The sequence below is a fragment of the Pseudoxanthomonas sp. GM95 genome, from assembly GCF_900109775.1.
Taxonomy (GTDB): Bacteria; Pseudomonadota; Gammaproteobacteria; order Xanthomonadales; family Xanthomonadaceae; genus Pseudoxanthomonas_A.
In genome coordinates, this window is the sequence record NZ_FOAX01000001.1 from 740,466 (window position 1) to 765,332 (window position 24,867).

Sequence of the window (24,867 nt, forward strand, 5' to 3'; positions counted from 1 at the left end):
CTGGCCGCACTCAGGGGCGCAGATTCTAGCCGCGCCCGGGATTTAAAGCGAGCCCCAATGACGCGTTCCGCGCGACCGCCGCCCGGCGCCGTTGCGCCAGGCCGGACGCCGTCCTTGGAACGCATGCCCCGGCGCGGCACAATGACGCCATGTCCTATCTCGTCCTGGCCCGTAAGTGGCGCCCGAAGCGTTTCGCCGAACTGGTCGGCCAGGAACACGTGGTCCGCGCGCTCTCCAATGCCCTGGATAGCGGCCGCATCCACCACGCCTTCCTGTTCACCGGCACCCGCGGCGTGGGCAAGACCACGATCGCGCGCATCTTCGCCAAGTCGCTGAACTGCGAGACCGGCACCAGCGCCGACCCGTGCGGCAAGTGCCCGGCCTGCCTGGATATCGACGCTGGCCGCTACATCGACCTGCTGGAAATCGACGCCGCGTCCAATACCGGCGTGGACGATGTGCGCGAGGTGATCGAGAACGCCCAGTACATGCCCTCGCGCGGCAAGTACAAGGTCTACCTGATCGACGAAGTGCACATGCTCTCCAAGGCGGCGTTCAACGCGCTGCTGAAGACGCTGGAAGAGCCGCCGGAGCACGTGAAGTTCCTGCTGGCCACCACCGATCCGCAGAAGCTGCCGGTGACCGTGCTCAGTCGCTGCCTGCAGTTCAACCTCAAGCGCCTGGACGAGGAGCAGATCGGCGGCCAGATCACCAAGATCCTGGCGGCCGAGGAAATCCCCTCCGAAGACGGCGCGGTGCGCCAGATCGCCAAGGCGGCCGATGGATCGCTGCGCGATGGCCTTTCCCTGCTGGACCAGGCCATCGCCTATACCGGCGGCGAGCTAGGCGATGCCGGCGTGCGCACCATGCTGGGCAGCGTTGATCGCACCCAGGTTGGTGCGCTGCTGGAGGCGCTGGCCGATGGCGATGGCGCGCGGTTGATGGCCACGGTGAGCGCGGTGGCGGAATTTTCGCCGGACTGGAGCGGGGTGCTGGAGGCGTTCGCCGAGGCGCTGCATCGCATCCAGGTCCGCCAGCTGGTGCCGGGCGTCGCGGTGGAAGCCGATGGCTTCGACGCGACCGTGTTCGCCCAGCGGCTGCGACCGGAAGTGGTGCAGCTCTGGTACCAGATGGCGCTCAATGGACGCCGTGATCTGTACCTGGCGCCGAGCCCGCGCGCGGGTTTCGAGATGAGCGTGCTGCGGATGCTGGCGTTCCGCCCGGCGTCGGTCGGTGATATGGCGCCGGCGGGCGCTGCGCCGAACCGTGCGTCTTCTGCCAGTGGCAACGCGGGCGCCGTCGGCGGCCAGGTCGCGGCAGCCGCGCCAGCCGTCGTTGCAGCGCCGGTGGCGCCGGAAGCTGCGACTGCGCCGCGCGCCTTCGCTGAACCCAGAGCCGCGCCTGACGCACCGTCGGTGGCACGCGCGCCGCATGTGCAGGCGCCAGAAGAAAACAACACGCCGCCGTGGGACGTTTCAGCGCCAACACCCGCACGCGTGCAGCCCGCACCCGAATTCACCGCTGTGACCGCAGTTGTACCGCCTGCTTCCGCAGCGCCCGTCGCAGCCATGGTCGACGACGTCCCGCCGTGGGAGGTCCCGGCGCAGCAGGTCGTGGTCAGCACGCCGCCCGTGCACGCCGCTGAGCTGGATCACGCGCCGGTGCATGCATCGCGTGGCGCGGACGGTGCCCACATCGCCGATGCCGATCACTGGCTAGCCTTGGTCGCCTCGGCGCAGCTGACCGGCCCGTCCAAGCAGCTGGCGGCCAACGCGGCGTTTGCCAGCTATGGCGATGCGGTGCTGCGGCTGTCGCTGGCGCCGGGCTTCGATTACCTGCGCACCGATCGCTCGATCGGCGATCTGGCCCAGGCGCTGTCGTCGGCGCTGGGACATGCGCCGAAGATCGTGTTCGAGGCCGTGGCCGACCACGGCGAGACCCTGGCCCAGCGCGACCTGCGTGCACGGGACGAACGCAAGTCCTCGGCCGAAGACAACTTCATGAACCATCCCGACGTGCAGCGCCTGATCCAGCAGCAGGGCGCGCGCGTAGTCCCCGATTCCATCCGACCTTTCGACGAGTAAACCAAGATGCGCGGAAATATCGCCCAGATGATGCAGCAGGCGCAGAAGATGCAGGAAAACCTGCAGAAGGCGCAGGAAGAACTGGCCAAGCTGGAAGTCACCGGCAACGCCGGCGGCAACATGGTCAGCGTCACCCTTACCGGCGGCAAGGAATGCCGCAAGGTCCGTATCGATCCGACCCTGCTCTCCGATGCGGAGATGCTGGAAGACTTGATCGCTGCGGCGTTCAACGATGCCTCCAACAAGATCGACGCCGAGTCCAAGGCGCGCATGGGTTCGGCCACCGCCGGCATGCAGCTGCCGCCGGGCATGAAGCTGCCGTTCTGAGCCTGTCCTCGCTTCGCGCCGGTCCAATGCCGGTGCATATCGCGCGCACTGTCATTGCATGAGCGCTTCGCTGCTCGAACAGCTCATCGATGCGCTGCGCGTGCTGCCCGGCGTGGGCAGCAAGAGCGCCCAGCGAATGGCCTATCAATTGCTGGAGCGCGACCGCGAAGGCGGTCGGCGCCTGTCCGGTGCCCTGGCGCAGGCGATGGAGCACATCGGCCACTGCGCGCAGTGCCGTGATTTCACCGAGGGCGAGCTGTGCGCGATCTGTGCGAGTCCAAGTCGTGATCGACACCAGCTGTGCGCGGTGGAGTCGCCGGCCGATCGCCTGGCGATCGAGCAGGCCACCGGCTATCGCGGCCTGTACTTCATCCTGCAGGGACGACTGTCGCCGCTGGATGGCATCGGCCCGCGCGAGCTGGGTCTGGAGCGCCTGTCCAAGCGCCTGGCCGAAGGCGAAGTCAGCGAGCTGATCATCGCCACCAATCCCACCGTGGAAGGCGAAGCCACCGCGCACTACCTGGCGCAGCTTGCGCGCCAAGCCAACGTGCGGCCGATGCGGCTGGCCCACGGCGTGCCGCTGGGCGGGGAGCTGGAGTACGTGGATCGCGGCACGCTGTCGCATGCGTTCGGCTCGCGCAGCGAGATGGGCTGAAGCGCCCGGCGCATGCAGGCTAAGCTTGCGGCTTCATCCGCAACGCATTCCGGCAGGTCCATGAACGACACCATCTTCGGCAAGATCATCCGTCGCGAGATTCCGGCCCAGATCGTCTACGAAGACGAGGACGTGCTGGCCTTCAAGGACATCGCGCCGCAGGCGCCGGTGCACGTGCTCTTCATTCCCAAGCAGGTGCACGTGCCGACCCTGGACGATCTCAAGCCGGACCAGGCCGCGCTGGTCGGCAAGCTGGTGCTGGCCGCGGCCGAATACGCGCGCCAGGAAGGCTTCGCCGAGAACGGCTATCGGGTGGTGATGAACTGTCGCGAGGATGCGGGCCAGACGGTCTACCACATCCATCTGCACCTGCTGGCCGGCGCTGCGCTGGGTTACTTCGGCGCCGCAGGCTGATTCCACCGCGGATCGCGCAAAGAAAAAGGGCCGGAAAATCCGGCCCTTTCCATCTCAAGCCCTCAGGCCTGGATTACCACCAGCCCCAGCGCGGGCCCCAGCCCGGACCCCAGAACGGATCGTAGAAGTACGGCGACGGATACGGGCGCACCTGCACCTCGCGCACTTCCGGCCACAGGTAGACCACGTCTGCGTTGACCTTCGGTAGGCGATAGTCGTAGTCGCCGATGCGGGTGGTGCCGGTGCCTTCGACGCGACCGATGAAGGTCACTTCGCGATCCTTGGCGAAGATCGCCGGATCGTAGAAGCCGGCGCGGCAGGCGATGAAGCGGCCATCGGTGGCATCAGGCGAGTTGCTCTGCGGACGGCCCGTGGCGCTCAGCGGTGCGGAGATCATCTCGAAGCAGGTGCTGTCGGCACCCGGACGGGTCTCGACGATGCGGCCGCCCCAGCGAACCTGCGCGCCAACCTGGGCGCCAGTCACCGCGTCGCGCGGCGTCACGCCGGGGAATTCGCCCTGCAGGGGCTTGGGAGCCGTGGCGCAGGCGCCAAGGAGGATCGCCATGGCGCCAACAGCCAGCAGGCGAACGGAAGACGTGGTGTTCATACAGGCCTCGCAGTAGTCACGGACGGTGCCGGCGAAGATCGCGTATCAGCGCCCGGACGTCCGCGTGAGTGGAAGCGTAGCGCGCTTGTGCGAAACGCTGGCTGAGTGAGATGAGGTTCTCGTTTGTGGCGGCTTTGTCACTTCGCGCCAGGCGCACGCGCTGGGCCCAGGCCAAGGCGGGTTCGGATGGCTCGGGCTGCAGGCCCAGGCGCCGATAGCGCCGGCCAAGGCGATGCCACTGGCGCAGCAGCGGATCGGCTTCGCGTTCGCCGCGGGCGAGCAGCCAGGCCATGCCCAACAAGGTCGCGCCGCCGGCCAGCGCGAACAGCAGGCCAAGCTTGCCTTCGTCCAGCTGGTCCACGCCGAAGGGCTTGAGCAGTTGGCTCTGGCGCTCGGCATTGAAACCCAGGACCAGGTCGTTCCAGTTGCTGCGCAGCCAGTCGCTGACCTGGGCATAGCGGCTCATGTTGAACAGGCTGTCGGGGCCGCCATCGCCGCCGGCCTGTGCACGATCGTCCAGCGTGTCGTAGATGCGCTCGGGCGCCACCGCGGCGGTGGGATCGACGCGCACCCAGCCGCGCTGCGGCAACCAGACTTCGGCCCAGGCGTGGGCATCCTGGCGACGCAGGATCCAGTAACCGCCGCCCATGGGATTGCGCACGCCGCCGACATAGCCGGTGACCACCCGTGCCGGGATGCCGGCGGCGCGCATCAGGATCACGAACGACGAGCTGAAGTGTTCGCAGAAGCCCTGCTTGGTCTGGAACAGGAACTCATCGGCGATGTCGCGGCCCGGCAGCGGCACGTCCAGCGTGTAGGCGAAGTCCTTGCGGATCATCGCCATCGCGCGCGCGACGATGGCGGCATCGCCATTGGGACCGGCTTCGGCCCGCCACTGCCTGCCCAGCGCCACCGTGCGGGGATTGAAGCCGCCCGGGAGCTGCAAGTCCTGGCGCAGCTGCTGTGGCGCGCGCTGCGCATCGAAGGTGGCGACGGCCTGCGATTGCAGGCGCCAGCGGGTCAGCGAAGACAGCGGTCGCTGCGCGCTGAGTTCGTAATCGCCGGACAGGCGGGTGCCATCCGGCGCAGCGGTTGCCAGGTCGAGTGCGACCAGCTGGCGGCGGTCGGTCGGTTCGTAGTCGAGCTGGTAGTCGTAACGCGTGCCCTGGCGTGTCGTCGGTGCCGGCGGCCGACCGCCACTCCAGCCCTGGCGCCACGTGCGTCCGTCGAACTCGCTCATGACCGGGCCGCGCCAGTACATCTGCGACGGCCGCGGCGTCGGGCCAAAGAAGGTCACGCGCGCGGCCGGGGTGTCATCGGCGAGCAGGTCGACCCATTCGCCGGGGCTCATCGTGTCTGAAAGGCCGGGGCGCCCGACCGCGCGGTCGGGTAATCCCCACAGCGGACTGCCCAGTCGCGGAAACAGCCAGAAGGTCAGCAGCACCAGCGGCAGGCCCATCAGCACCAGGCGGCCGATCTGCCAGTGATTGGTGCGTCCGGCACTGATGCCATCGGCCGCCAGCAGGCCCGATTCCAGTGCCGCCAGGCGCAGTATCGCCACCAGCGCGCATAGCACCGACAGCAGGCCCAGTGCCATCGTCATCGGCCCCTGGTCGAGCAGGAATGCGGCAAACGGCGCGAACAGCGCGAACCCGACCAGGCTGCGGCCATCGCGCAGCGAGACCGTTTCGGTCGGCTTGATCGCCAGCATCGCCGCCAGCAACGCGCAGCCGGTATCGCGGCCGAAGCGCGGGCCCGCCGCCCACAGCACGGCGGCCAGCGCGGCGATCGCCAACAGGATGCGCAGCACCAGCGGGATCGGTCGTCGCCACGACACCGAGGCGCTCAACACGCCGATCAGGCCGACGGCCATGGCGGTCGTGCCCGGCAGCTGCAGCAACAGTGGCAGCAGGCCGAACGCGGCCGAGGCCAGTGCCCACATCCGGCTGCGCGCATCCAGCGCGGGTGAGCGCGACATGCTCCGCGTCCCGATCACGTGCGCCCCTGCGGCAGCAGCGCCAATGCACGCAGGCACTGGTGACGATGGGCCGGGCCCAGCGCAGGGCCGATCGGTGCGTGGCCGGGCAGGCGCAGGCGATAGCGCCGCGCCTGGCGCTCGGCCAGCTCGATCCAGTGGGTCAGGCGGCGGATGCGGGCTTCGTGGGTCAACGGCGCAAGCAACGTCCAGTCCAGGGTGACTTCGATGCCGACGGGCTGTTCGTACTCGCGTACCAGCAGCACATCGCGCCTTGCGCTGGGCTTCCAGGCGATGGTGTGCTGCGGATCGCCGGGACGATATGCGCGCAGGTGGTGCAGTTCTTCGCCTGCGGCATCGACGCGCGTCTGGCGCGAGGTGCCGGCCGGTTCGGGTAGTGGTGGTCCGTCGATCTCCACCGCCGGATAAACCAGTAGCGGCGTCTCGGGCCACAGCCACGACCAGGCGAGCGCCACGCCCAGTGGCTGGGTCGTGGACAGGCGCAGTCGCTCGGGCTGGAGCCAGCCGCGGCGCGTGGTCGGGCAGGCGACGCTTGCGACGACGGCGGCATCGGTGATCGGTGGCACCAGCACATCGTGCGTGCCCGCGCGCAGGCGCAAGCCGATGCGCGGGCGCCGGTCGTGCGCGGCCAGCGCGATCTGTAACTGCAGGGGCGTGCCGGCATGGACCGGCTCGGCGGTCACCGACGTCATGCGCAGGCCGGACAACTGCAAATGCGAAGCCATCAGGCTGGCCATGAAGGTCGCCGCCAACAGCAGCGCGAGCAGCAGGGCCGGATTGTTGTTGTAGTTCAGCGCGCCCAGCAGCATGGTCGCAACCAGCACGCCGGCGAACATGCCGAACGCGGTGGGCAGCACGTACACGCGACGCCGATCAAGCGTGACCGGCAGGCTTTCCGGCGAACGCGGCCGTGCCAGCAGCGCCAACCTCGCACGCAAGCGCTGCACGAAGGCCGCCGCCATGGTTCAGTCCACCGCCACCGCACGCAGGATGGCGTGGGAGAGTTCAGTGGCCGAGGCGCCTTCCGCATCCGGCACCAGGCGATGCGAGGCCACGGCCGAGAACAGTGCCTGGACGTCCTCGGGCAACACGTGGTCGCGGCCCAGCAACAGCGCATGCGCGCGTGCGCCCTTGAGTAGCGCCAGGCCGGCACGCGGCGACAGGCCCACGCGCACACCGGGATGCTGGCGGCTGCGCGTGAGCAGCGCCTGCACGTAATCGATCAGTGCATCGCTGGCATGCACGCGTGCCACCGCGCTGCGCAGCGCCAGGATGTCCTGGATGCCGAGCAGCGGATGGACCTGGGCAATCAGTTCGCGGCGGTCACTGCCGGCCAGCAGGGCGCGCTCGTCTTTCGCATCCGGATAGCCCAGGCCCATGCGCAACAGGAAGCGATCCAGCTGCGAATCAGGCAACGGATACGTGCCCGACAGATCCACCGGATTCTGCGTGGCGATCACGAAGAACGGCTCGTCAAGCACGTGCGTGGTGCCGTCGAGCGTGACCTGGTGTTCGGCCATGGCTTCCAGCAACGCGCTCTGCGTGCGCGGCGGCGCGCGATTGATCTCATCGGCCAGCAGTACGTTGGTGAACACCGGGCCAGGATGGAACTGGAACTGTCGCGCCTGTGCGTCGTAGATTGATACACCGAGCACGTCCCCCGGCAACAGGTCCGAGGTGAACTGCACGCGCTGGAAGCCCAAGCCCAAGGTCGCGGCCAGCGCGTGGGCCAGCGTGGTTTTGCCCAGGCCGGGCAGGTCTTCGATCAGTAGATGACCATCGGCAAGCAGGGCGACGAAGGCCAGTCGTACCTGCAGCGGCTTGCCGAGTACCAGTGCGTTTACCTGGGCTTGTGCCTGCTGCAATGCCTTGAACAAGTCATCGGTTAGCATCGTCGGTGCTGCGGGACTGGCCTGCATAGGACTTCCGGTTTCGCTGATTCCAATCGAGTGTAGCGGCAATATGAATGAAGAAGCGCGCGCACAGCGCACGTTCCTGACGCTGTGGGTGTGCCTGACTGTGATCAAGATCCTGATCGCGGCGCGCTTGCCCTTGTTTGTCGATGAGGCCTTCTATTGGCAGGAAGGTCGGCACCTCGCTGCGGCGTATTCGGACCTGCCCGGATTGACCGCGTGGATGACGCGATTGGGCACGGCGATCGGCGGTCAGCACGTGCTGGCGATCCGCATGCCGTTCCTGCTGTTGTCGGCGTTGTTGCCGTGGTTTCTTGCGGGAATCGGCTCGCGCTGGTTCGGTGCCGTCGCAGGCTGGCGTGCGGGCATGCTGGTGTTGCTGATGCCGTTGTCAGGAAGCCTCGGCATCATGGCCGTGCCCGATGTGCCGATGGCCTTCGCCACGGTGTTATGCCTGAATGCCGGCGCGCGCCTGCTGCGCGAGATCGATGCGGCGGCCGCCGCCGAACTCGCACTCGGCCTGGTGATTGGTGCATTGAGTCATTACCGCTTCGTCGGCGTGATCGGCGTGGGCTGCATTGCGCTGCTGTTGTTGCCTGAGGGGCGCAAGGTGCTGCGCGACGTGCGCGTGTGGGTCGCACTGGCATTGGGCATCGCGGCGTGGGCGCCGTTGATTGCTTGGAACATCGAGAACGCCGATGCAGGCCTGCGCTTCCAGCTGGTTGATCGGCATCCGTGGACCTTCCAGTGGGGTGGATTGCTGTTCCTGGTGATCCAGGCCGCGCTGGTTACGCCGCTGCTGTTCTATGCCTTGCTGCAGGTGCTGACGCGCGCCTTCGGCAAGGCCAGCGGGATGCCGTCGCAGTGGCGCTACTTCGGCCTGCTGGGCGGGCTGTCGACGCTGGGCTTCTTCGTGCTGGGTTTCTTCGCCGATGTCGAACGTGTCAGCTTCCACTGGACCTTGCCTGGCTACCTGCCGCTGCTGCTGGCGGTACCCGCGTTGCTGCGCGCCTGGCCGCGCTGGTTGCGGCGCCTGACCTGGGCCATGTGTGGCGCTGGCCTGGCGGTGGTGCTGGGCTATTACCTGGTGGCCTCGGTGCCACGCTGGCGGGCCGACCTGGCGTCGAGCAAGTTCTATCCCTACAACTTCGCCGGCTGGGATGTGCTGGCGCGGGCAGTGCGCGAGGAGTTGGCGCGCCATCCGGGTCAGACCGGCCTGCTGGCCGACAACTTCAAGCTGGGCTCCGAACTGGGCTTTGCGCTGGGCGATGACGCGATCCCGGTGCTCGACCACCCGCTCAACGTCAAGCACGGTCGTGCACCGCAGCTGCGCCTGTGGAACCTGCAGAGTGATGGCGCCAGTTCGACCGCGCAGCTGCTGGTCGTCGGTGCCAGCGAGGTGCAGTACAAAGGATTGCTCGTGCAGTACCACGCGCTGTGCGCGCGGGTCGGGCCGCTGCCGTCACCGCGGGTCATCAACGTCGATCACGGGCGCCAGCGCTTCATGCTGTTCTATCTGCCCAAGCGCGATGCAGATGCGCCTTTGCCCGATGCGGCGGCCTGCACGGCACCGGCGCTGGCCTGGATCGATACGCCGGTCGACAGTGCAACCGTGCCTGGCCAGTTCGAGATCAGCGGCTGGGCCTTCAAGGATGGCGTCGGCCTCAAGGCGGTCGAGGTGTTGATCGACGGCAAGGTCGTGTCAAAGGCCGACTACGGCCTGCCCAATCCGGGCGTGGCGGCCTACTGGAAGATCTCCAACGATCCCCAGCATCCGAACGTCGGCTTCCGTGCCCGGGTCGATGCGCGCGCCTTCAAGGTCGGGCGGCACTGGCTTGGCCTGCGGCTGCATGCCGCGGATGGTTCGGTCGAAGACTGGTCCGAGCAGCCGGTGATGCTGTCCGGCCAGCAGTGATCAGGGCAGGGTAAAGCCGGCCTGCCGCAGCAATGTGGCCGTCGCAATCAGTGGTAGTCCGATCAGGGCGGTCGGATCGCGCGTTTCGATGGCCTCGAACAGCGTGACGCCCAAGCCTTCGCACTTGAAGCTGCCAGCGCAGTCGAAAGGCTGTTCGGCATCTACATAGCGCGCGATCTCGTCGTGGGTCAGTCGGCGCAGGGTGACGGTGGTGGTGTCCAGGGCGGCCAGGTTCCGCTCGCCATGACTGACGCAGACCGCGGTGTGAAACTGGACCTGGCGCCCGGACATCGCCGTCAGCTGGGCGATCGCCGCGTCGCGCTGGCCCGGCTTGCCCAGCGGCTGGCCGTCCAGGTCGGCGGCCTGGTCCGAGCCGATCACCCAGCTTTCCGGAAGCTGTCGGGCGATGGCCTGGGCCTTGGCCTGGGCCAGTCGTTCGGCCAGGGCACGCGGGGTTTCGCCGGGCAGCGGCGTCTCGTCCACGTCCGGACGGGCGGCCTGGAACGGCAGGCGCAGGCGTTCCAGCAACTCGCGGCGGTACACTGAGGTGGACGCCAGGATCAGCGACATGCGGGAAAGCCCGGCGGGAGAGGGGCGGGCAGTGTGGCCTCGCCGAACGCCGGGCTGCAACGCCGGGATCACCCCGATTTGACACGGCCGCGGCGGCTCTCTACCATTTTGCGGCTTATGTCCGCGCACGTGCCCGAAATCCTAGATGCTTGGCGCATGGTCGCGGCACGGCGTAGCTTCGAAGGCAAGGTGCCGCTGGCGGCATTGCGCCGGCTGGAAGGTCTGCTGACCGATGCCGAGGGTGAGGTGACGTTCGCGCTGCAGTTCGATCGCGATGCGCTGCAGGTGCCTTACGTGGAACTGAAGATCGAGACGGCGCTGCCGCTGGAATGCCAGCGCAGCCTGCAGCGGTTCCTGTTTCCGGTGTCGATGGTGCAGAAACTCGGCCTGATCAAGGACGAGGCCGACGAAGCGGCGTTGCCGGAAGATGTCGAAGCGCTGCTGGTGCCCGAAGACGGCATGCTGCGGACGCTGGATCTGATCGAGGACGAACTGGTGCTGGCCGTGCCTGCAGTACCGATGAATCCGGAGTTGCCCGCAGTGGAGCTTGATGTCTCCCCGCGGCAGGAAGAACTGGCGAAGGCCAGCCCGTTCGCGGCGCTGGCTTCGCTCAAGAAGAACTGACCGCCGCCTGGCGGTTTAATAAAGACTCGTTTGGAGCAAGACCATGGCAGTTCAGAAATCCCGCGTCACCCCGTCCCGTCGCGGCCAGCGCCGTTCGCACGACGCCCTCACCGCCAAGCAGCTGTCGACCGACCCGACTACGGGCGAGACCCACATCCGTCACCACGTGACCGCTGACGGTTACTACCGTGGCAAGAAGGTCATCGCGACCAAGTCGTCGGCTGTCAGCGAAGAGTGATCCCCGCCGGCGCGCGTTGATGCGCGCCTGACGGTTTCATACTTCAGGCCCGTCTTGCGGGTCGCGCAACGGGAATCATGATGAGCCAGCCGGTGACGAACGGTCGTATCTACTCGCGTATCGCAGGCACCGGCAGCTTTCTGCCGGAAAAAGTCCTGACCAACGACGATCTGTCCAAGATCGTCGAGACCAGCGACGAGTGGATCCGCAGCCGCACTGGCATCCGTGAGCGTCACATCGCCGCCGAAGGCGAGAACAGTAGCGACCTGGGTTACCAGGCCTCGCTGCGTGCGCTTGAAGCGGCGGGTGTCGCGCCGTCGGACATCGACATGATCGTGGTGGGCACCACCACGCCGGACATCGTGTTTCCCTCCACCGCCTGCCTGATCCAGGCACGGCTGGGTGCCGAAGGCTGCATGGCGCTGGACGTCAACGCGGCCTGTTCGGGTTTCATCTATGCGTTGACGGTGGCGGACAAGTTCATCCGCACCGGCGATGCCAAGACCGTGCTGGTGGTCGGCGCCGAGACGCTGACCCGCATCACCGACTGGACCGACCGCACCACCTGCGTGCTGTTCGGCGACGGCGCAGGCGCGGTCGTGCTCAAGGCCGACGGCGAGACCGGCATCCTCAGCACCCATCTGCATGCCGATGGCAGCAAGAAGGAGCTGCTGTGGAATCCGGTCGGCATCTCGGCCGGCTTCAACACCGACGAGGTCAACAACGGCTCGCGGATCCTGATGAAGGGCAACGACGTGTTCAAGTACGCCGTCAAGGCGCTGGACTCGGTCGTGGACGAGGCGTTGCACGCCAACCAGCTCGACAAGAGCGACCTCAACTGGCTGGTCCCGCACCAGGCCAACCTACGCATCATCGAAGCCACGGCCAAGCGCCTGGATATGTCGATGGACCAGGTCGTGGTGACCGTCGACAAGCACGGCAATACGTCGTCTGCGTCGGTGCCGCTGGCCCTGGACGAAGCCGTGCGCGATGGCCGCATCCAGCGTGGCCAGCTGCTGCTGCTGGAAGCCTTTGGTGGCGGTTTCACCTGGGGCTCGGCGCTGATTCGCTACTGAGTCTTTGCTGGCGCCACTGGCTTGGCCGTGGCGTTTGATGGTCTGTTGTAATTCCTTTGCTTGATTCGCGTCGCTGCGCATGCGCAATGCATCGGCGCGCGATGGTTGTGCGCGTGTCTGCCTTCGACGGCTCAAACTTTCGGCATCGCTTGATGAGCGGATGCGGCCTTGTCCCATGCGCGCTGCCGAGCACGCGCATCAGCTGTGCGTGCGATGTGAATAGATCACTGCAAAAGTACGGCGCCGTCGCATCGGGCTTCCATGCGTTCGCGAGCGCTGCGTTGCGGGTTGCGACGCGCGTGTTTCATTTGCGTTAACGCCGGGCGTTTAACATGTTTCCGACATGACGCGCTGTCATGGAATGACGGAGACCCCCCATGGTTGAACTGATCCAGATGGAAGGCCGCCAGGCTTGGCTCAAGCGCTACGGCGACGGCGGTAGCCGCGCGCTGTCGCTGGGCGCACTGGATTTCATTGCGCAACGCATGGGCATGGGGCCGCTGCGGCCACCGCCGCATCGCGTGGGCGGCGAGGCACTCGATACCGAGGCGCGTCGCCTGGGCGAACTCGCCGCCCAGCACGTACACGTGCCGCAGGTGCTCGGTCGCGGCAAGGATTCGCTGGTGCTCAGTGACAACGGACGCTCGCTCGCGGGCTGGTTGCGCGATGCGCGCGACGAAGAAGGCTGCGACCGCCTTGTGCGCCTGGCGCTGCAGGCGATCGGGCAGGCGCATGCGACCGGTGCGTATTTCGGCCAGCCCTTGCCGCGCAACATGACCTTCGACGGTCGCCGGATCGGCTTCATCGATTTCGAGGAGGACCCGCTGGAGGTGATGGATTTGGCGCAGGCGCAGGCGCGCGACTGGCTGATGTTCGGCTACGGCGTGGCCCGTTATTACGAACAGCGTCCCGAGGCGCTGCAGGCGTTGATGCAGGAAGCGATGTCGGGTGAAACGCGCGATGTGAACGCACAGACCCATCAGGTGACGGGTCGTCTGCAGCGCCTGGCCGCGGTGTGCAATCGACTGGGGCGCCGGGCACGCAGGCTGTCGCACGCGGTGCTGGTGCTGCATTCGGCCACCACGCTGAGCGTGCTGGTGATCGGCACGCTGGCGATCGACTGGTTCAGCGATGGCGACCTGGATGTGCTGCGCCTGCTGGTGGGCTGAGCGCGGCAATACGCCCCAGTACAGACGCGCGAGCGGTTTCACCCGTATCATCCCCGCTCGTTTTTTCGCACCAGGGCATTCCCGCGCGTGACAGATTCCACACTCGCCTTCGTTTTCCCGGGTCAGGGCTCGCAATCGCTGGGCATGCTGGCCGAACTGGCCGAGCTGCACCCGCAGGTGCGCGATACCTTCAGTGAAGCTTCCGACGGCGCAGGCGCAGACCTGTGGGCGCTCTCGCAGGGCGGCCCGGAAGAAATGCTCAACCGCACCGAATACACCCAGCCTGCGCTGCTGGCCGCCGGCATCGCCGTGTGGCGCCTGTGGCGCAAGGAAGGCGGCCCGACGCCGGCGCTGCTGTCCGGCCACAGCCTCGGCGAGTACACCGCGCTGGTCGCTGCTGGCGCGCTGTCGCTGCACGATGGCGCGCACCTGGTGCGCATCCGCGGCCAACTGATGCAGGAAGCCGCACCGGCGGGTGTCGGCGCGATGGCGGCCGTGCTTGGCGCCGAAGACGCGATGGTCGTCGAAGTCTGCGAGCAGGTTTCCGGCACCAAGGTCGTGGTCCCGGCCAACTACAACTCGCCCGGCCAGATTGTGATCGGCGGTGACGCCGAGGCCGTCGATGCGGCGATCGCCGAACTCAATGCACGCGGCGTGCGCAAGACGGTGAAGCTGGCCGTCAGCGTGCCCTCGCATACGCCGCTGATGCGCGAAGTCGCCAACCGCCTGGCCGAAACCATCAAGGGCACCGCCTGGCACCTGCCGGCACTGCCGGTGGTGCAGAACGTCGACGCCCAGGTGCACGACACGATCGAGGCCATCGGCGAGGCGCTGGTGCGCCAGCTGTACCTGCCGGTGCGCTGGACCGAATGCGTGCAGGCGCTGTCTGCCGCCGGCGCGACCCGCATCGCCGAATGCGGCCCGGGCAAGGTGCTGACCGGCCTGATCAAGCGCATCGACAAGTCCATCGACGGCCGCGCGCTGTCTACGCCGGCTGATTTCCAGGGCGCCCTCGACACATGGAAAACCGCATGAACGCAGCACGTCCCCTGGAAGGCGAGATCGCCCTGGTCACCGGCGCAAGCCGCGGCATCGGCGCGGCCATCGCCGACCTGCTGGCCGCGCAGGGCGCGATCGTGATCGGCACGGCGACCACCGACAACGGTGCGCAGGCCATCGCCCAGCGCATGGAAAGCATCGGTGGCCACGGCCGCACGCTGGACGTCACCGACGCCGCAGCGGTCGATGCCCTGATCGAGGCGACGGCGAAGGAATTCGGCCCGATCTCGATCCTGGTCAACAACGCCGGCATCACCCGCGACAACCTGCTGATGCGAATGAAGGACGAGGACTGGAACGCGATCCTGGACACCAACCTGTCCAGCGTGTTCCGCACGTCCAAGGCCGTGATGCGCGGCATGATGAAGGCGCGCAAGGGCCGCATCATCAACATCGCCTCGGTGGTCGGCGTGACCGGCAACCCCGGCCAGACCAACTACGCGGCCGCCAAGGCCGGCATCATTGCCTTCTCCAAGTCGCTGGCCAAGGAAATCGGTTCGCGCGGCGTCACCGTCAATGTGGTGGCACCGGGCTTCATCGATACCGACATGACCAAGTCGCTGCCCGAGGACGCCAAGACCGCGCTGCAGGGCCAGATTGCCCTGGGGCATCTGGGCGAGCCGGCCGATATCGCCAACGCGGTGGCCTTCCTGGCCAGCCCGTCGGCCAAGTACATCACTGGCGAAACCTTGCACGTCAATGGCGGCATGTACATGCCGTGACACAGAATTCGGCCCTAAGTGGCTGATTCACCGAGGCTTGCGGCATCGTGTCCGCAACGCCTGCTTTCCCTTACACTATCCCGTGTTTACCCATCTCCGGCTGGAGCGAATCCATGAGCAGCATTGAAGAACGCGTCAAGAAGATTGTTGTTGAACAGCTTGGCGTCAAAGAAGAAGAAGTCACCACCAGCGCATCGTTCGTGGACGATCTGGGCGCCGACTCCCTGGACACCGTCGAGCTGGTCATGGCGCTGGAAGAAGAGTTCGAGTGCGAAATTCCGGACGAAGAGGCCGAGAAGATCACCTCCGTCCAGCAGGCCATCGACTACGTCAAGGCCCACGTCAAGGCCTGATCCGGCCTGATGGAAGCAAGTCACGCCGGGGCCGCGATTGCGGCCCCGCGCGCATCTGGCGCCACGGCGCCGTAAGTTCCCAGTCAACGCCGGCAGCGGCCGGCCAGCAGCATTGCGGAGTAGAACGTTATGAGCCGACGTCGCGTCGTCGTTACCGGCATGGGCATGGTCTCGCCGTTGGGCAATGACCTGGCCAGCAGTTGGGACGGCATCAGGAATGGTCGTTCGGGCATCGGCCCGCTGACCTCGTTCGATGCCTCGACTTTCCCCACCCGCATCTGCGGTGAAGTGCGTGATCTGGAGATCACCCGCTTCATCAACCCGAAGGATGCCAAGAAGATGGATGCCTTCATCCATTACGGCGTCGCCGCCTCGCTGATGGCGCTGGACGATTCGGGCATCGAAGTGACCGAAGCCAATGCCGAGCGCATCGGCGCGATGGTCGGTTCTGGCATCGGCGGCATTCTGGGCATCGAGCAGCAGACCGAAAAATTCGTCGAGGGCGGCGTCCGCAAGGTCTCGCCGTTCTATATCCCCAGCACCATCATCAACATGCTGCCGGGCCACCTGAGCATCATGAAGGGCCTCAAGGGCCCGGGTTTCTCCGCGGTGTCGGCGTGTGCGACCGCCAACCACTCGATCGGCATGGCCATGCGCACCATCCAGTACGGCGATGCCGACGTGATGGTCGCCGGCGGCGCCGAGCGCGGTTCGTCGCCGACCTCGATGGCCGGCTTCTGCTCGATGAAGGCCATGTCCACCCGCAACGACGATCCGACGCGCGCCTCGCGCCCGTGGGACGCCGATCGCGACGGCTTCGTCATGGGCGATGGCGCCGGCATCCTGGTGATCGAAGAATACGAACACGCCAAGGCCCGCGGCGCGCGCATCTACTGCGAGCTGGCCGGCTTCGGCGCCAGCCAGGACGCCTGGCACATGACCGCGCCCAGCGAGAACGGCGATGGTCCGGCGCGTTGCATGACCATGGCCATGAAGGACGCCGGCGTTACTCCGGAGCAGGTCGAATACCTCAACGCGCACGGCACCTCCACGCCGCTGGGCGACCTGGCCGAGACGCTGGCGATGAAGCGTGCGATGGGCGACCACGCCTACAAGATGATGGTCAGCTCGACCAAGTCGATGACCGGCCACCTGCTGGGTGCCGCGGGCGGCGTGGAAGCGATCTTCACCGTGATGGCGCTGCACGACAACGTGATCCCGCCGACCATCAACCTGGACAATCCGGGCGAAGGGTGCGACCTCGACTACGTGCCCAACGTCGCGCGCGACAAGAAGATCGACGTGGCCATGTCCAATGGCTTCGGCTTCGGCGGTACCAACGGCACGCTGGTGTTCAAGCGCCTCTGATTCACGCGATCGCACCGGTAACACCTCCATCGGGAGCGGCGCAATCCGCTCCCGATGTGCGTTTGAGAAGGACACTGCATGCTGCTGACCCGCCCGCTGCCTGATCACTTCGACCTGCTGTCGCTGCAGCGGGTGGCGCCGTCGCGCTATCCGCTGCTGATGGAGTCGGTGGCCTCGGGCACGGCGCATGGGCGCTGGGATCTGCTGCTGGCCGGCAACGGGCAAGGCCTGCGCCTGGATGCGCAAGGCGTGACGCGCACGCTGCAGGGCGAAGTGTTGGACGGTGCGTTTCTGGATCTGCTCGACGCGCAATGGCAGCCACTGCGCGCCTTGCGCGATGAGCCGCGCTGGCCGTTCCACGGCGGCTGGGCCTTGATGCTCGGGTATGAGCTGGCCGGCCAGGTTGAGCCGGTGCTGCAGCTGCCTGTTGATGACGACGGCATGGCGACCGCGCTGGCATTGCGCTGTCCAGCGGCGGTGCTGCGCGATCGCGCGACCGGTGAATGCATCGCCGTCGCCGAGCCCGAACATGCTGCCTTGCTCGATACGATTGCGGTGGATCTTGAAGCCGCCTCGCGCCTGGATGCACCGCACTGGCAACCGCCGTCCGCGCTGGTCGAAGATGCGCCGCAGGCGTTCCTCGATGGTGTCGGCCGCATCCTCGATTACCTTGCGGCAGGCGACATCTTCCAGGTGAACCTCTCGCGTGGCTGGCAGGCGCGGTTCGATACGCCGCTGGATCCGGCGGCGCTGTATGCGCGACTGCGTGACTGCAATCCGGCGCCGTTTGCTGGCTTGTTCCGGCATGACGGTGTGGCCGTAGTCAGTGCCTCGCCGGAGCGGCTGGTGTCGGTGCGCGGCGGCATCGCCGAAACGCGCCCGATCGCCGGCACGCGCGCGCGGTTCGAAGGCGACGACGATGCCGCGCGCATCCGCGAGCTGGTCGGCCATCCCAAGGAGCGCGCCGAGCACGTGATGCTGATCGACCTGGAGCGCAACGACCTGGGCCGCGTGTGCACGCCGGGCAGCGTCGAGGTGGACGAGCTGATGACGGTGGAGAGTTACGCGCACGTGCACCACATCGTCAGCAACGTGCGCGGCCAGCTGCGCGCCGAGGTCACGCCGGGGCAGGTGATCGCCGCGACGTTTCCCGGCGGCACGATCACCGGCTGTCCCAAGGTGCGCTGCATGCAGATCATCGCCGAGCTGGAGCAGACCCCGCGCGGTGCCTACACCGGCGCGTTCGGCTGGCTCGGCCGTGATGGCGACCTGGACCTGAACATCCTGATCCGCAGCGCGCAGCTGGTGGACGCCGAGGGCGGCAGCACGCTGCGCTTCCGCACCGGCGCCGGCATCGTGGTCGATTCTCAGCCCGGCGCCGAGCTGGAAGAAACCCGTGCCAAGGCGCGCGGCATGCTGGCCGCGCTCAGCCCGGTCGGTGGCGCCTGAACGGCCTTCACCACGGGCGGCTGGTATCCTGCGCGACCGTTCTCACCGCTGACTGATCGCCGTGGCATCAGGTTGCAGGCGCGCCCTCCGCGCCATCCTCCTTGTTGTGGTCCTGCTTGCGCTGGCGGTTGCGGCCGTCGCGCTGTGGGGCTGGCAGCGCTATCAAAGTTTCCAGTCCGCGCCGTTGCCGGGCCTGCAGGCCGGTCAGATCGCGCAGGTGAAGCAGGGCGATTCCTTCCGTGGCGTGCTGGCGCGCTTGCGCGGGCAGGGAATCACCGTAGGCACCGACCTGGAATGGCAGGTGCTGGCCCGCCAGCTCGATGCCGCCGGCAAGCTCAAGGTCGGCGAGTACGCGCTGGAGCCGGGCACCACGCCGCGCACGCTGCTGCAGAACATGCGCGCCGGCCACATCATCCAATACCGCGTGACGATCGTGGAAGGCTGGAATTTCCGCCAGTTGCGCGCCGCGCTCAACGCCGCCATGCCGCTGCTGCACGAGACCGCCACGCTCGACGATGCCGCGCTGATGACCGCGATCGGCCACGCCGGCGAGCATCCGGAAGGCCGCTTCCTGCCCGAGACCTACGTGTACTCGCGCGGCGACCGCGACATCGACGTGCTCAAGCGCGCCCATGACGACATGGAAAAGACGCTGGCCGCCGCGTGGGCGCAGCGCGCCGAGGACCTGCCGCTGACCACGCCCGACCAGGCGCTGATCCTGGCCTCGATCGTGGAGAAGGAAACCGGCATCGCCGAGGAGCGCGCGCAGATCGCCGGCGTGTTTGCACGGCGCCTGGCGATGGGCATGAAGCTGCAGACCGATCCGACCGTGATCTACGGCATCGGCAGCGCCTACGACGGCAACATCCGCCGCCGCGACCTGACCACCGACACGCCGTACAACACCTACACGCGCGTGGGCCTGACGCCGACGCCGATCGCCATGCCCGGGCGCGATGCGCTGCAGGCCGCCACGCATCCGGCAGCGGGCGATGCGCTGTATTTCGTCGCACTGGGTGATGGCAGCGGCCGACACGTGTTCTCGGCCACGCTGGCCCAGCACAACGCCGCCGTACGTCAGTACCTGGATCGCATGCGCCGCCCGCCGCTGCCGGAAGAAGAAGCCGCGTTGCCGCCGGCCGATGCGCAGGCCACGCCGGCGCCCGACGCCAAGGCCAAGCAGCCGTGAGCCCGCAATCGGTGGAACATCCGCGCTTCCTCAGCCTGGAAGGCGGCGAAGGCGCGGGCAAGACCAGCGCGCTGGGCGCGATCCGCGACACGCTGCAGGCCGCCGGCTTTGAGGTCGTGCTGACGCGCGAGCCGGGCGGCACGCCGCTGGCCGAGCGCATGCGCGGCATCCTGTTGGAGCCAGGCGATGAAGCGCTGGCGCCGGAAGCCGAGCTGCTGCTGATGTTCGCCTCGCGCGCGCAGCACGTGCAGCGCGTGATCGTGCCGGCCCTGGCGCGTGGCGCGTTCGTGGTGAGCGATCGCTTCACCGATTCCAGCTACGCCTACCAGGTGCACGGCCGCGGCCTGGACCGCAGCCTGGTGGAGGAGCTCGAGCGCCGCGTGGTGCATGTGGCCCCGGCGATGACCCTGCTGCTGGATCTGGACGTGCGTGAAGGGCGCGCCCGCACCGCCGGTCGCGACCTGTGGCCGGATCGGATTGAAAGCGAGCAGGACGATTTCTTCGAACGCGTGCGCGAAGGCTACCGCCGGCGTGCGCAGGCCTTTCCGCAGCGCTTCCGCGTGATCGACGCCTCGCAGTCGCCACAGGCCGTGGCCGGCGATGTCGCCGCCGCGGTGCGCGGCTGGCTGGAGGCGCAGGCATGAGCGCCGCCTTCGCGCCCTGGCAGCAGCGCGCCTACGACCAGGCCATCGATGCCTTGCAGGCCGGCCGCCTGGGCCATGCGCTGCTGCTGTGCGGCCCGGCCGGGCTGGGTAAGCGGGCCATCGCCGATCGCCTGGCGCGGCACGTGCTGAGCGGCGGGGCGCCCGATGGCAACAACCGCGACACGCAGCTGATCGATGCAGGCACGCATCCGGACCTGCAGCAGGTGTCGTTCATTCCCACGCGCGATGGCACCAAACTGCGCACCGAGATCATCATCGAGCAGATCCGCGAACTGTCGCAGAAGCTCAACCTGACCCCGCAGTACGGGCGGGCACAGGTGGCGGTGATCGATCCGGCCGATGCGGTCAACAACGCCGCCTGGAACGCGCTGCTCAAGACCCTGGAAGAACCGCAGCCCGGTCGCTACCTGTGGCTGCTCAGCGCCAATCCGATGCGCCTGCCGGCGACCATCCGCAGCCGCTGCCAGAAGCTGGAAGTGCGCCTGCCCACGCACGCCGAGGCGATGGCCTGGCTGGCCGGGCACGGCTTTCCGCCAGGTGCCTGTGCCGAAGCGCTGGACGCCGCGCAGGGCCACCCCGGCCTGGCGCTGTCGTGGATGAGCGAGGGCGGCATGGCGCTGCGGCGTGAAGTGGCCGGCGATCTGGGCAAGCTCGAACGCGGCCAACTGGCGGTGGTCGAAACCGCCCAGCGCTGGGCCAACGACGAGCACGCGGCGTTGCGCCTGCGCTTCGCCGCGGATCTGGTGCTGGCCCAGGCGGCCGATCCGGCCTTGACCGATCCGGCACGATTGAACAAGCTGGCTACATGGTTCGACGCGGCCAACCGCACGCGCGACCTCTTGCGCACGACGGTGCGCGCCGATTTGGCAATGGTGGATCTGCTGCTGGCCTGGCGCGATGGCTCGCGCGGGCCGGTTCTTGGAGCTCGGGGATGAATGCAACAAAGGGCGGCATCCTGTCGCTGACAGTGAAAGACAAGGCGCAGCTCTACAGCGCGTACATCCCCTTCGTGAAGAACGGCGGCATCTTCGTGCCCACGCCCAAGCGCTACTTCCTGGGCGATGAGGTCTTCGTGCTGGTGACCCTGCCCGAATCCAGCGAGCGCCTGCCGGTGGCCGGCAAGGTCATCTGGGTGACGCCGGTCGGCGCACAGGGTGCCCGCACGGCCGGCATCGGCGTGCAGTTCACCGAAGGCGGCGAGGGCGACACGGTGCGCAACCGCATCGAAACCCTGCTGGCCGGCACGCTCAACGCCGACAAGCCCACGCACACGATGTAACCAGGCGCACTGCACATGCGGCCGCGTCGCTTCCTGATCGCCAGTGTCCTGTATGGGGCGCTGGCGATGTCGTTTCCGGGCCACGCAGACATCCGCCTCGTGCAAGTGTGGGCCGGGCAGGAGTCCCAGCCATTGCTGTCGCAATCGTCACCGCTGCAGTTGCACTACACGCTGCAGCCGGGACTGGGTGATGGCGTTCGCCTGATGACGATCGAGCAGGATCCGGCCAGGCCGCGCGACACGTTGCGGGTGCGTATCCAGCATCAGACCAGCCTGGCGATCAGTGGCGAAGGTCCGCATCTGGATCTGATCGACTGGAAGCACTGCACGTCGTCCTGGCAGACCATCGCCGATCCGGGCGACGGCCGCTTTCAGATTCCCGAACCCACGCCCGAACAGGCGGAATGCTTTCCCGCCTTCAGCAAGGCCGAACTGCTGGCCGCGGTGCGTGCGCAGGAAGGCAGCAACCCGTCTTGGGAGCGCATCGCCGAAGGCGTGCCACGCGCCGGCGAAGGTGCGTCCTACGTGGCGCCCAGCCTGCTGCGGATGAAGCTGGAGCGGTGGGATGGCCTGCGCTGGGTGGAAGTCACCCAGTTCGATGTGTCGATCGAGATGGGGTGCTGACGCGCGCGGCGTCGTGGCTTGCGCTTACAGGCTCTTGAGCAGGTTGCCCAGCAGCAGCACGACCAGGCCGGCGCAGAGCAGCCAGAACGCATATGGCACCAGCGCCGGGATGTAGTGCAGCCTGGCGGCGACGCCCAGGCCGCCGAGCAGCAGCGACAGGAAATAGGTGCCGGCACTCGGCGCAGACAGATTGAACATGCAGGTCAGGTCGTCGTGGTTCGAAGGCGGATCATGATGCCCGATCCGCCGCGCGGCTTGCAGCCGGCGGCGGTCGGCGCGTTGGATCGACGATCAGGCGATCGGCTCGCGCAAGGCCGGGTTATCCCAGCCCGGACGCGGCGCAAAGCGGTCGCCATGGCGCGCCTGCAGCGTGCGCAGGCGTTCGACCAGGGCATCGGCGCCGGTGGCGCGGATGTGCTGGATCGGGCCGCCGCGGAACGGCGCGAAGCCGGTGCCGAAGATCACGCCGGCATCGAGCAGATCCGCATCGGCTACCACGTCGTCATTCAGGCAGGCCACGGCCTCGTTGAGCAGCGGCAGGATCAGGCGGTCTTCCAGGTCGTCCGGCGCCTGGTAGTCCTTGGGCACCTCGGGTTTGACCGCGCGTCCGTTCTCCCACTTGTACAGGCCCTGGCCGTCCTTCTTGCCGCGCTTGTCCGGTTCGACCGTGGCCAGCGCCGCCGGCACCTGCAGGCCGAGAAAGGGTGAAAGCTCCTTGCCCACGCCGGCGGCAACATCCAGGCCCACGGTGTCGATCAGTTCGATCGGGCCCATCGGCATGCCGAATTTCACCGCGGCCTTGTCGATCACCGCACCGGGAATGCCTTCGGCGTAGGCGGTCGCCGCTTCGAGCATGTACGGGAACAGCACGCGGTTGACCAGGAAGCCCGGCGTGCCCGCGACCGGCACCGGGAACTTGTCCAGCGCCTTGCAGAACGCCGCCAGGCGTTGCCCGGTCTCGGCCGACATGCCGTCGTGATGGACGATTTCCACCAGCGGCATCATCGACACCGGATTGAAGTAGTGCAGGCCGCCGAACTGCGCGGGCCTGGCGATGTGGTCGCGCAACTCCACCAACGGGATCGATGAAGTGTTGGTTGTCAGCAGCGCATCGGCTTTCAGCTGCGGCTCGACGCTCTGGTAGAGCGCGCGCTTGGCTTCGGGATTCTCGATGATGGCTTCGATCACCAGATCGGCGCTGGCCACGCCTGCGCCGACCAGGTCGGATTTCAGGCGTGCGGCGACGGCCGGACGCTTGCTCTCGTCCTTGACCTTCTTCTCGAACAGCGCCTGCGCCCGGGTCATGGCCGGATCGATGTAGCGCTGCTCGCGATCCTGCAGCGTCACCTCGAAGCCCTTGTAGGCTGACCACGCGGCGATATCGCCGCCCATCACGCCGGCGCCGATCACGTGCACGTGCTTGATCCCATGATCCTTGCCGCCCAGGCCCTTCAGGCGTTCGGTCAGGAAGAAGATCCGCACCAGGTTGCGCGCGGTCGGCGTGCTGGCCAGCTTGACCACCGCGCGACGCTCGGCATCCAGGCGCGCGTTGATGGCCTTGCCGCCGAAACGCTCCCACGTGTTGATCAGCGCATACGGCGCCGGGTACTGGTCCTTGCGTGCCTTGCGCGCGACCTGCTTGGCCATCTGCGGAGCCAGCAGTTTGCGCGCGGGAAGCGTATTGGTGACCCAGCCCAACGCGCGCTGCTTGAACGGTCGCGTGGTGCCCTTCAGCGCCAGCGTGGCCGCGGTGTCGATCAGGACAGCCTGGTCCACGACTTTGTCGACCAGGCCCATCGCGCGCGCGGCGCTGGCCGAGACGGTGCGGCCGGTCAGCATCAGGTCCATCGCCGCCGGCGCGCCGATCAGGCGCGGCAGGCGTGCGCTGCCGCCCCAGCCGGGGAAGATGCCCAGCTTGGTTTCCGGCAGGCCGATGCGGGTCGAGGCGTCCTTGGACGCCACGCGATAGCGGCAGGCCAGCGAGATCTCGGTGCCGCCGCCCATGCAGAAGCCGTGGATCGCCGCGACGGTCGGGCAGGGCAGTTCGGCCAGCTTCTGGAAGGTGGCCTGGCCGCGACGGATCGCGTCGTTGACCGTGCCCTTGCGGTCGAACTCCTGGAACTCCTTCAGGTCCGCGCCGGCGGCGAAGGCCTTCTTGGCCGAGGCGATCACCACACCCTTGGGCGGGTCGATGGCCAGGCGTTCGATCAACGTGCCCAGTTCGATCAGCACGTCCTGGGAGAAGGCGTTGACCGAGGCGTTCTCGCGGTCGAAGGACACGACGACCACGCCGTCCGGACGGGTCTCCGTGCGCCAGTGACTGAATCGGAGCCCATCGAAGCTGGCTGTCATGGAGTGGACCATCCGTTACGGTACGGGGAGCCAGTTATGATCGTGAGGTTGTTTGGCCTGCGTCAAATCCCCACCTCAAACGCAGGCACCTGACAGGCAGTCCACGCGCGATGCGCTACTTTCCGGTTCGAATCCCCTTGCAGCAGGACCTTCATGCCGACGGTGAACTTTCCGCCGCCGCCGCGGTCACAGGATGCGGACCATGACGGCGCCCACAGG

Annotated in this window: 26 protein-coding genes; 19 read left to right on the top strand and 7 right to left on the bottom strand. The window is 67.4% G+C overall.

From position 1 onward, the window contains the following. The first annotated feature begins 149 nt into the window (after positions 1 to 149). The 4 genes from dnaX to BMZ17_RS03535 are packed head-to-tail and all read left to right on the top strand — an operon-like array spanning position 150 to position 3,480. On the top strand, positions 150 to 2,084 hold the full coding sequence (dnaX, locus tag BMZ17_RS03520) for a DNA polymerase III subunit gamma/tau (RefSeq protein WP_093135824.1): 1,935 nt from the start codon (positions 150 to 152) through the stop codon (positions 2,082 to 2,084). Between the two features lie 6 nt (positions 2,085 to 2,090). Next, the gene (locus BMZ17_RS03525; protein WP_093135831.1) at positions 2,091 to 2,411 is read left to right on the top strand and encodes a YbaB/EbfC family nucleoid-associated protein; all 321 of its coding nucleotides are present in this window, start codon (positions 2,091 to 2,093) and stop codon (positions 2,409 to 2,411) included. Positions 2,412 to 2,469: 58 nt separating this feature from the next. Beyond that, on the top strand, positions 2,470 to 3,066 hold the full coding sequence (gene recR, locus BMZ17_RS03530) for a recombination mediator RecR (RefSeq protein ID WP_093135836.1): 597 nt from the start codon (positions 2,470 to 2,472) through the stop codon (positions 3,064 to 3,066). A 60-nt stretch (positions 3,067 to 3,126) separates the two neighbouring features. Continuing rightward, a complete protein-coding gene (locus tag BMZ17_RS03535; protein WP_093135840.1) occupies positions 3,127 to 3,480 on the top strand; it encodes a histidine triad nucleotide-binding protein in 354 nt (117 codons plus the stop codon). A 73-nt stretch (positions 3,481 to 3,553) separates the two neighbouring features. On the opposite strand, the gene BMZ17_RS03540 is transcribed toward BMZ17_RS03535, so the two are convergent. From BMZ17_RS03540 to BMZ17_RS03555, 4 genes are read right to left on the bottom strand one after another with little or no spacing between them, the layout of a single operon-like run. Beyond that, positions 3,554 to 4,087: a Slp family lipoprotein gene (locus BMZ17_RS03540; RefSeq protein WP_093135843.1), complete on the bottom strand. Its 534-nt coding sequence runs from the start codon at positions 4,085 to 4,087 to the stop codon at positions 3,554 to 3,556. A gap of 16 nt (positions 4,088 to 4,103) precedes the next feature. After that, on the bottom strand, positions 4,104 to 6,065 hold the full coding sequence (locus BMZ17_RS03545; protein WP_093135846.1) for a transglutaminase TgpA family protein: 1,962 nt from the start codon (positions 6,063 to 6,065) through the stop codon (positions 4,104 to 4,106). Between the two features lie 14 nt (positions 6,066 to 6,079). After that, the gene (locus BMZ17_RS03550; protein ID WP_093135849.1) at positions 6,080 to 7,045 is read right to left on the bottom strand and encodes a DUF58 domain-containing protein; all 966 of its coding nucleotides are present in this window, start codon (positions 7,043 to 7,045) and stop codon (positions 6,080 to 6,082) included. 3 nt (positions 7,046 to 7,048) lie between these two features. Then, positions 7,049 to 8,002, bottom strand: a complete 954-nt coding sequence (locus BMZ17_RS03555; protein WP_175485462.1) for an AAA family ATPase — start codon at positions 8,000 to 8,002, stop codon at positions 7,049 to 7,051. A gap of 43 nt (positions 8,003 to 8,045) precedes the next feature. On the opposite strand from BMZ17_RS03555, the gene BMZ17_RS03560 reads away from it, so the two are divergent. Beyond that, the gene (locus BMZ17_RS03560) at positions 8,046 to 9,911 is read left to right on the top strand and encodes a glycosyltransferase family 39 protein (protein WP_093135852.1); all 1,866 of its coding nucleotides are present in this window, start codon (positions 8,046 to 8,048) and stop codon (positions 9,909 to 9,911) included. On the opposite strand, the gene BMZ17_RS03565 is transcribed toward BMZ17_RS03560, so the two are convergent. Then, positions 9,912 to 10,481: a Maf family protein gene (locus BMZ17_RS03565; protein WP_093135857.1), complete on the bottom strand. Its 570-nt coding sequence runs from the start codon at positions 10,479 to 10,481 to the stop codon at positions 9,912 to 9,914. 117 nt (positions 10,482 to 10,598) lie between these two features. Here BMZ17_RS03565 and BMZ17_RS03570 point away from each other — a divergent pair, with 117 nt between their 5' ends. From BMZ17_RS03570 to BMZ17_RS03635, 14 genes are all read left to right on the top strand, one after another. Continuing rightward, the gene (locus BMZ17_RS03570) at positions 10,599 to 11,105 is read left to right on the top strand and encodes a YceD family protein (protein ID WP_093135860.1); all 507 of its coding nucleotides are present in this window, start codon (positions 10,599 to 10,601) and stop codon (positions 11,103 to 11,105) included. A gap of 43 nt (positions 11,106 to 11,148) precedes the next feature. Continuing rightward, positions 11,149 to 11,343 carry a 50S ribosomal protein L32 gene (rpmF, locus tag BMZ17_RS03575; protein WP_093135864.1) on the top strand — a complete coding sequence of 65 codons (195 nt, stop codon included), beginning with the start codon at positions 11,149 to 11,151 and terminating at the stop codon, positions 11,341 to 11,343. A gap of 80 nt (positions 11,344 to 11,423) precedes the next feature. Next, positions 11,424 to 12,419 (top strand): beta-ketoacyl-ACP synthase III, encoded by a 996-nt coding sequence (locus BMZ17_RS03580; protein WP_093135869.1) that lies wholly within the window; start codon positions 11,424 to 11,426, stop codon positions 12,417 to 12,419. A gap of 377 nt (positions 12,420 to 12,796) precedes the next feature. Continuing rightward, positions 12,797 to 13,588, top strand: coding sequence for a BUD32 family EKC/KEOPS complex subunit (locus BMZ17_RS03585; protein ID WP_093135874.1), 792 nt, complete (start codon positions 12,797 to 12,799; stop codon positions 13,586 to 13,588). 87 nt (positions 13,589 to 13,675) lie between these two features. Continuing rightward, the gene (gene fabD / locus BMZ17_RS03590) at positions 13,676 to 14,623 is read left to right on the top strand and encodes an ACP S-malonyltransferase (protein WP_093135878.1); all 948 of its coding nucleotides are present in this window, start codon (positions 13,676 to 13,678) and stop codon (positions 14,621 to 14,623) included. Further along, positions 14,620 to 15,369 carry a 3-oxoacyl-ACP reductase FabG gene (gene fabG, locus BMZ17_RS03595; RefSeq protein WP_093138019.1) on the top strand — a complete coding sequence of 250 codons (750 nt, stop codon included), beginning with the start codon at positions 14,620 to 14,622 and terminating at the stop codon, positions 15,367 to 15,369. Before fabD ends, fabG begins: the two co-directional genes overlap by 4 nt. A gap of 113 nt (positions 15,370 to 15,482) precedes the next feature. Continuing rightward, complete coding sequence (gene acpP, locus BMZ17_RS03600) at positions 15,483 to 15,722, top strand: acyl carrier protein (RefSeq protein WP_014161144.1); 240 nt, start codon at positions 15,483 to 15,485, stop codon at positions 15,720 to 15,722. Between the two features lie 129 nt (positions 15,723 to 15,851). Next, positions 15,852 to 17,090: a beta-ketoacyl-ACP synthase II gene (fabF, locus tag BMZ17_RS03605; RefSeq protein ID WP_093135883.1), complete on the top strand. Its 1,239-nt coding sequence runs from the start codon at positions 15,852 to 15,854 to the stop codon at positions 17,088 to 17,090. A 78-nt stretch (positions 17,091 to 17,168) separates the two neighbouring features. Then, complete coding sequence (locus tag BMZ17_RS03610; RefSeq protein WP_093135887.1) at positions 17,169 to 18,539, top strand: aminodeoxychorismate synthase component I; 1,371 nt, start codon at positions 17,169 to 17,171, stop codon at positions 18,537 to 18,539. A 61-nt stretch (positions 18,540 to 18,600) separates the two neighbouring features. After that, entirely contained in the window at positions 18,601 to 19,728 is a 1,128-nt protein-coding gene (mltG, locus tag BMZ17_RS03615; RefSeq protein ID WP_093135891.1) for an endolytic transglycosylase MltG, read from the top strand. Further along, positions 19,725 to 20,372, top strand: a complete 648-nt coding sequence (tmk, locus tag BMZ17_RS03620) for a dTMP kinase (RefSeq protein ID WP_093135896.1) — start codon at positions 19,725 to 19,727, stop codon at positions 20,370 to 20,372. Before mltG ends, tmk begins: the two co-directional genes overlap by 4 nt. Beyond that, entirely contained in the window at positions 20,369 to 21,328 is a 960-nt protein-coding gene (locus tag BMZ17_RS03625) for a DNA polymerase III subunit delta' (RefSeq protein WP_093135901.1), read from the top strand. The genes tmk and BMZ17_RS03625 overlap by 4 nt, the downstream gene beginning before the upstream one ends. Further along, positions 21,325 to 21,672 (top strand): PilZ domain-containing protein, encoded by a 348-nt coding sequence (locus BMZ17_RS03630; RefSeq protein ID WP_093135905.1) that lies wholly within the window; start codon positions 21,325 to 21,327, stop codon positions 21,670 to 21,672. The genes BMZ17_RS03625 and BMZ17_RS03630 overlap by 4 nt, the downstream gene beginning before the upstream one ends. A gap of 15 nt (positions 21,673 to 21,687) precedes the next feature. Further along, positions 21,688 to 22,296, top strand: coding sequence for a hypothetical protein (locus BMZ17_RS03635; RefSeq protein ID WP_093135910.1), 609 nt, complete (start codon positions 21,688 to 21,690; stop codon positions 22,294 to 22,296). Between the two features lie 24 nt (positions 22,297 to 22,320). Here the strand turns inward: BMZ17_RS03635 and BMZ17_RS21110 are convergent, their stop codons facing one another. Continuing rightward, positions 22,321 to 22,494 carry a hypothetical protein gene (locus BMZ17_RS21110; protein ID WP_175485463.1) on the bottom strand — a complete coding sequence of 58 codons (174 nt, stop codon included), beginning with the start codon at positions 22,492 to 22,494 and terminating at the stop codon, positions 22,321 to 22,323. A 93-nt stretch (positions 22,495 to 22,587) separates the two neighbouring features. Beyond that, complete coding sequence (locus BMZ17_RS03640) at positions 22,588 to 24,648, bottom strand: 3-hydroxyacyl-CoA dehydrogenase NAD-binding domain-containing protein (RefSeq protein WP_093135914.1); 2,061 nt, start codon at positions 24,646 to 24,648, stop codon at positions 22,588 to 22,590. Positions 24,649 to 24,867 lie beyond the last annotated feature (219 nt).

What these genes read in the sequence shown, in the direction of transcription:
- dnaX (WP_093135824.1), top strand. Translation starts at nt 150, where the DNA reads ATGTCCTATCTCGTCCTGGCCCGTAAGTGGCGCCCGAAGCGTTTCGCC.
- BMZ17_RS03525 (WP_093135831.1), top strand. Translation starts at nt 2,091, where the DNA reads ATGCGCGGAAATATCGCCCAGATGATGCAGCAGGCGCAGAAGATGCAG.
- recR (WP_093135836.1), top strand. Translation starts at nt 2,470, where the DNA reads ATGAGCGCTTCGCTGCTCGAACAGCTCATCGATGCGCTGCGCGTGCTG.
- BMZ17_RS03535 (WP_093135840.1), top strand. Translation starts at nt 3,127, where the DNA reads ATGAACGACACCATCTTCGGCAAGATCATCCGTCGCGAGATTCCGGCC.
- BMZ17_RS03540 (WP_093135843.1), bottom strand. Translation starts at nt 4,087, where the DNA reads ATGAACACCACGTCTTCCGTTCGCCTGCTGGCTGTTGGCGCCATGGCG.
- BMZ17_RS03545 (WP_093135846.1), bottom strand. Translation starts at nt 6,065, where the DNA reads ATGTCGCGCTCACCCGCGCTGGATGCGCGCAGCCGGATGTGGGCACTG.
- BMZ17_RS03550 (WP_093135849.1), bottom strand. Translation starts at nt 7,045, where the DNA reads ATGGCGGCGGCCTTCGTGCAGCGCTTGCGTGCGAGGTTGGCGCTGCTG.
- BMZ17_RS03555 (WP_175485462.1), bottom strand. Translation starts at nt 8,002, where the DNA reads ATGCAGGCCAGTCCCGCAGCACCGACGATGCTAACCGATGACTTGTTC.
- BMZ17_RS03560 (WP_093135852.1), top strand. Translation starts at nt 8,046, where the DNA reads ATGAATGAAGAAGCGCGCGCACAGCGCACGTTCCTGACGCTGTGGGTG.
- BMZ17_RS03565 (WP_093135857.1), bottom strand. Translation starts at nt 10,481, where the DNA reads ATGTCGCTGATCCTGGCGTCCACCTCAGTGTACCGCCGCGAGTTGCTG.
- BMZ17_RS03570 (WP_093135860.1), top strand. Translation starts at nt 10,599, where the DNA reads ATGTCCGCGCACGTGCCCGAAATCCTAGATGCTTGGCGCATGGTCGCG.
- rpmF (WP_093135864.1), top strand. Translation starts at nt 11,149, where the DNA reads ATGGCAGTTCAGAAATCCCGCGTCACCCCGTCCCGTCGCGGCCAGCGC.
- BMZ17_RS03580 (WP_093135869.1), top strand. Translation starts at nt 11,424, where the DNA reads ATGAGCCAGCCGGTGACGAACGGTCGTATCTACTCGCGTATCGCAGGC.
- BMZ17_RS03585 (WP_093135874.1), top strand. Translation starts at nt 12,797, where the DNA reads ATGGTTGAACTGATCCAGATGGAAGGCCGCCAGGCTTGGCTCAAGCGC.
- fabG (WP_093138019.1), top strand. Translation starts at nt 14,620, where the DNA reads ATGAACGCAGCACGTCCCCTGGAAGGCGAGATCGCCCTGGTCACCGGC.
- acpP (WP_014161144.1), top strand. Translation starts at nt 15,483, where the DNA reads ATGAGCAGCATTGAAGAACGCGTCAAGAAGATTGTTGTTGAACAGCTT.
- fabF (WP_093135883.1), top strand. Translation starts at nt 15,852, where the DNA reads ATGAGCCGACGTCGCGTCGTCGTTACCGGCATGGGCATGGTCTCGCCG.
- BMZ17_RS03610 (WP_093135887.1), top strand. Translation starts at nt 17,169, where the DNA reads ATGCTGCTGACCCGCCCGCTGCCTGATCACTTCGACCTGCTGTCGCTG.
- BMZ17_RS03625 (WP_093135901.1), top strand. Translation starts at nt 20,369, where the DNA reads ATGAGCGCCGCCTTCGCGCCCTGGCAGCAGCGCGCCTACGACCAGGCC.
- BMZ17_RS03630 (WP_093135905.1), top strand. Translation starts at nt 21,325, where the DNA reads ATGAATGCAACAAAGGGCGGCATCCTGTCGCTGACAGTGAAAGACAAG.
- BMZ17_RS03635 (WP_093135910.1), top strand. Translation starts at nt 21,688, where the DNA reads ATGCGGCCGCGTCGCTTCCTGATCGCCAGTGTCCTGTATGGGGCGCTG.
- BMZ17_RS21110 (WP_175485463.1), bottom strand. Translation starts at nt 22,494, where the DNA reads ATGTTCAATCTGTCTGCGCCGAGTGCCGGCACCTATTTCCTGTCGCTG.
- BMZ17_RS03640 (WP_093135914.1), bottom strand. Translation starts at nt 24,648, where the DNA reads ATGACAGCCAGCTTCGATGGGCTCCGATTCAGTCACTGGCGCACGGAG.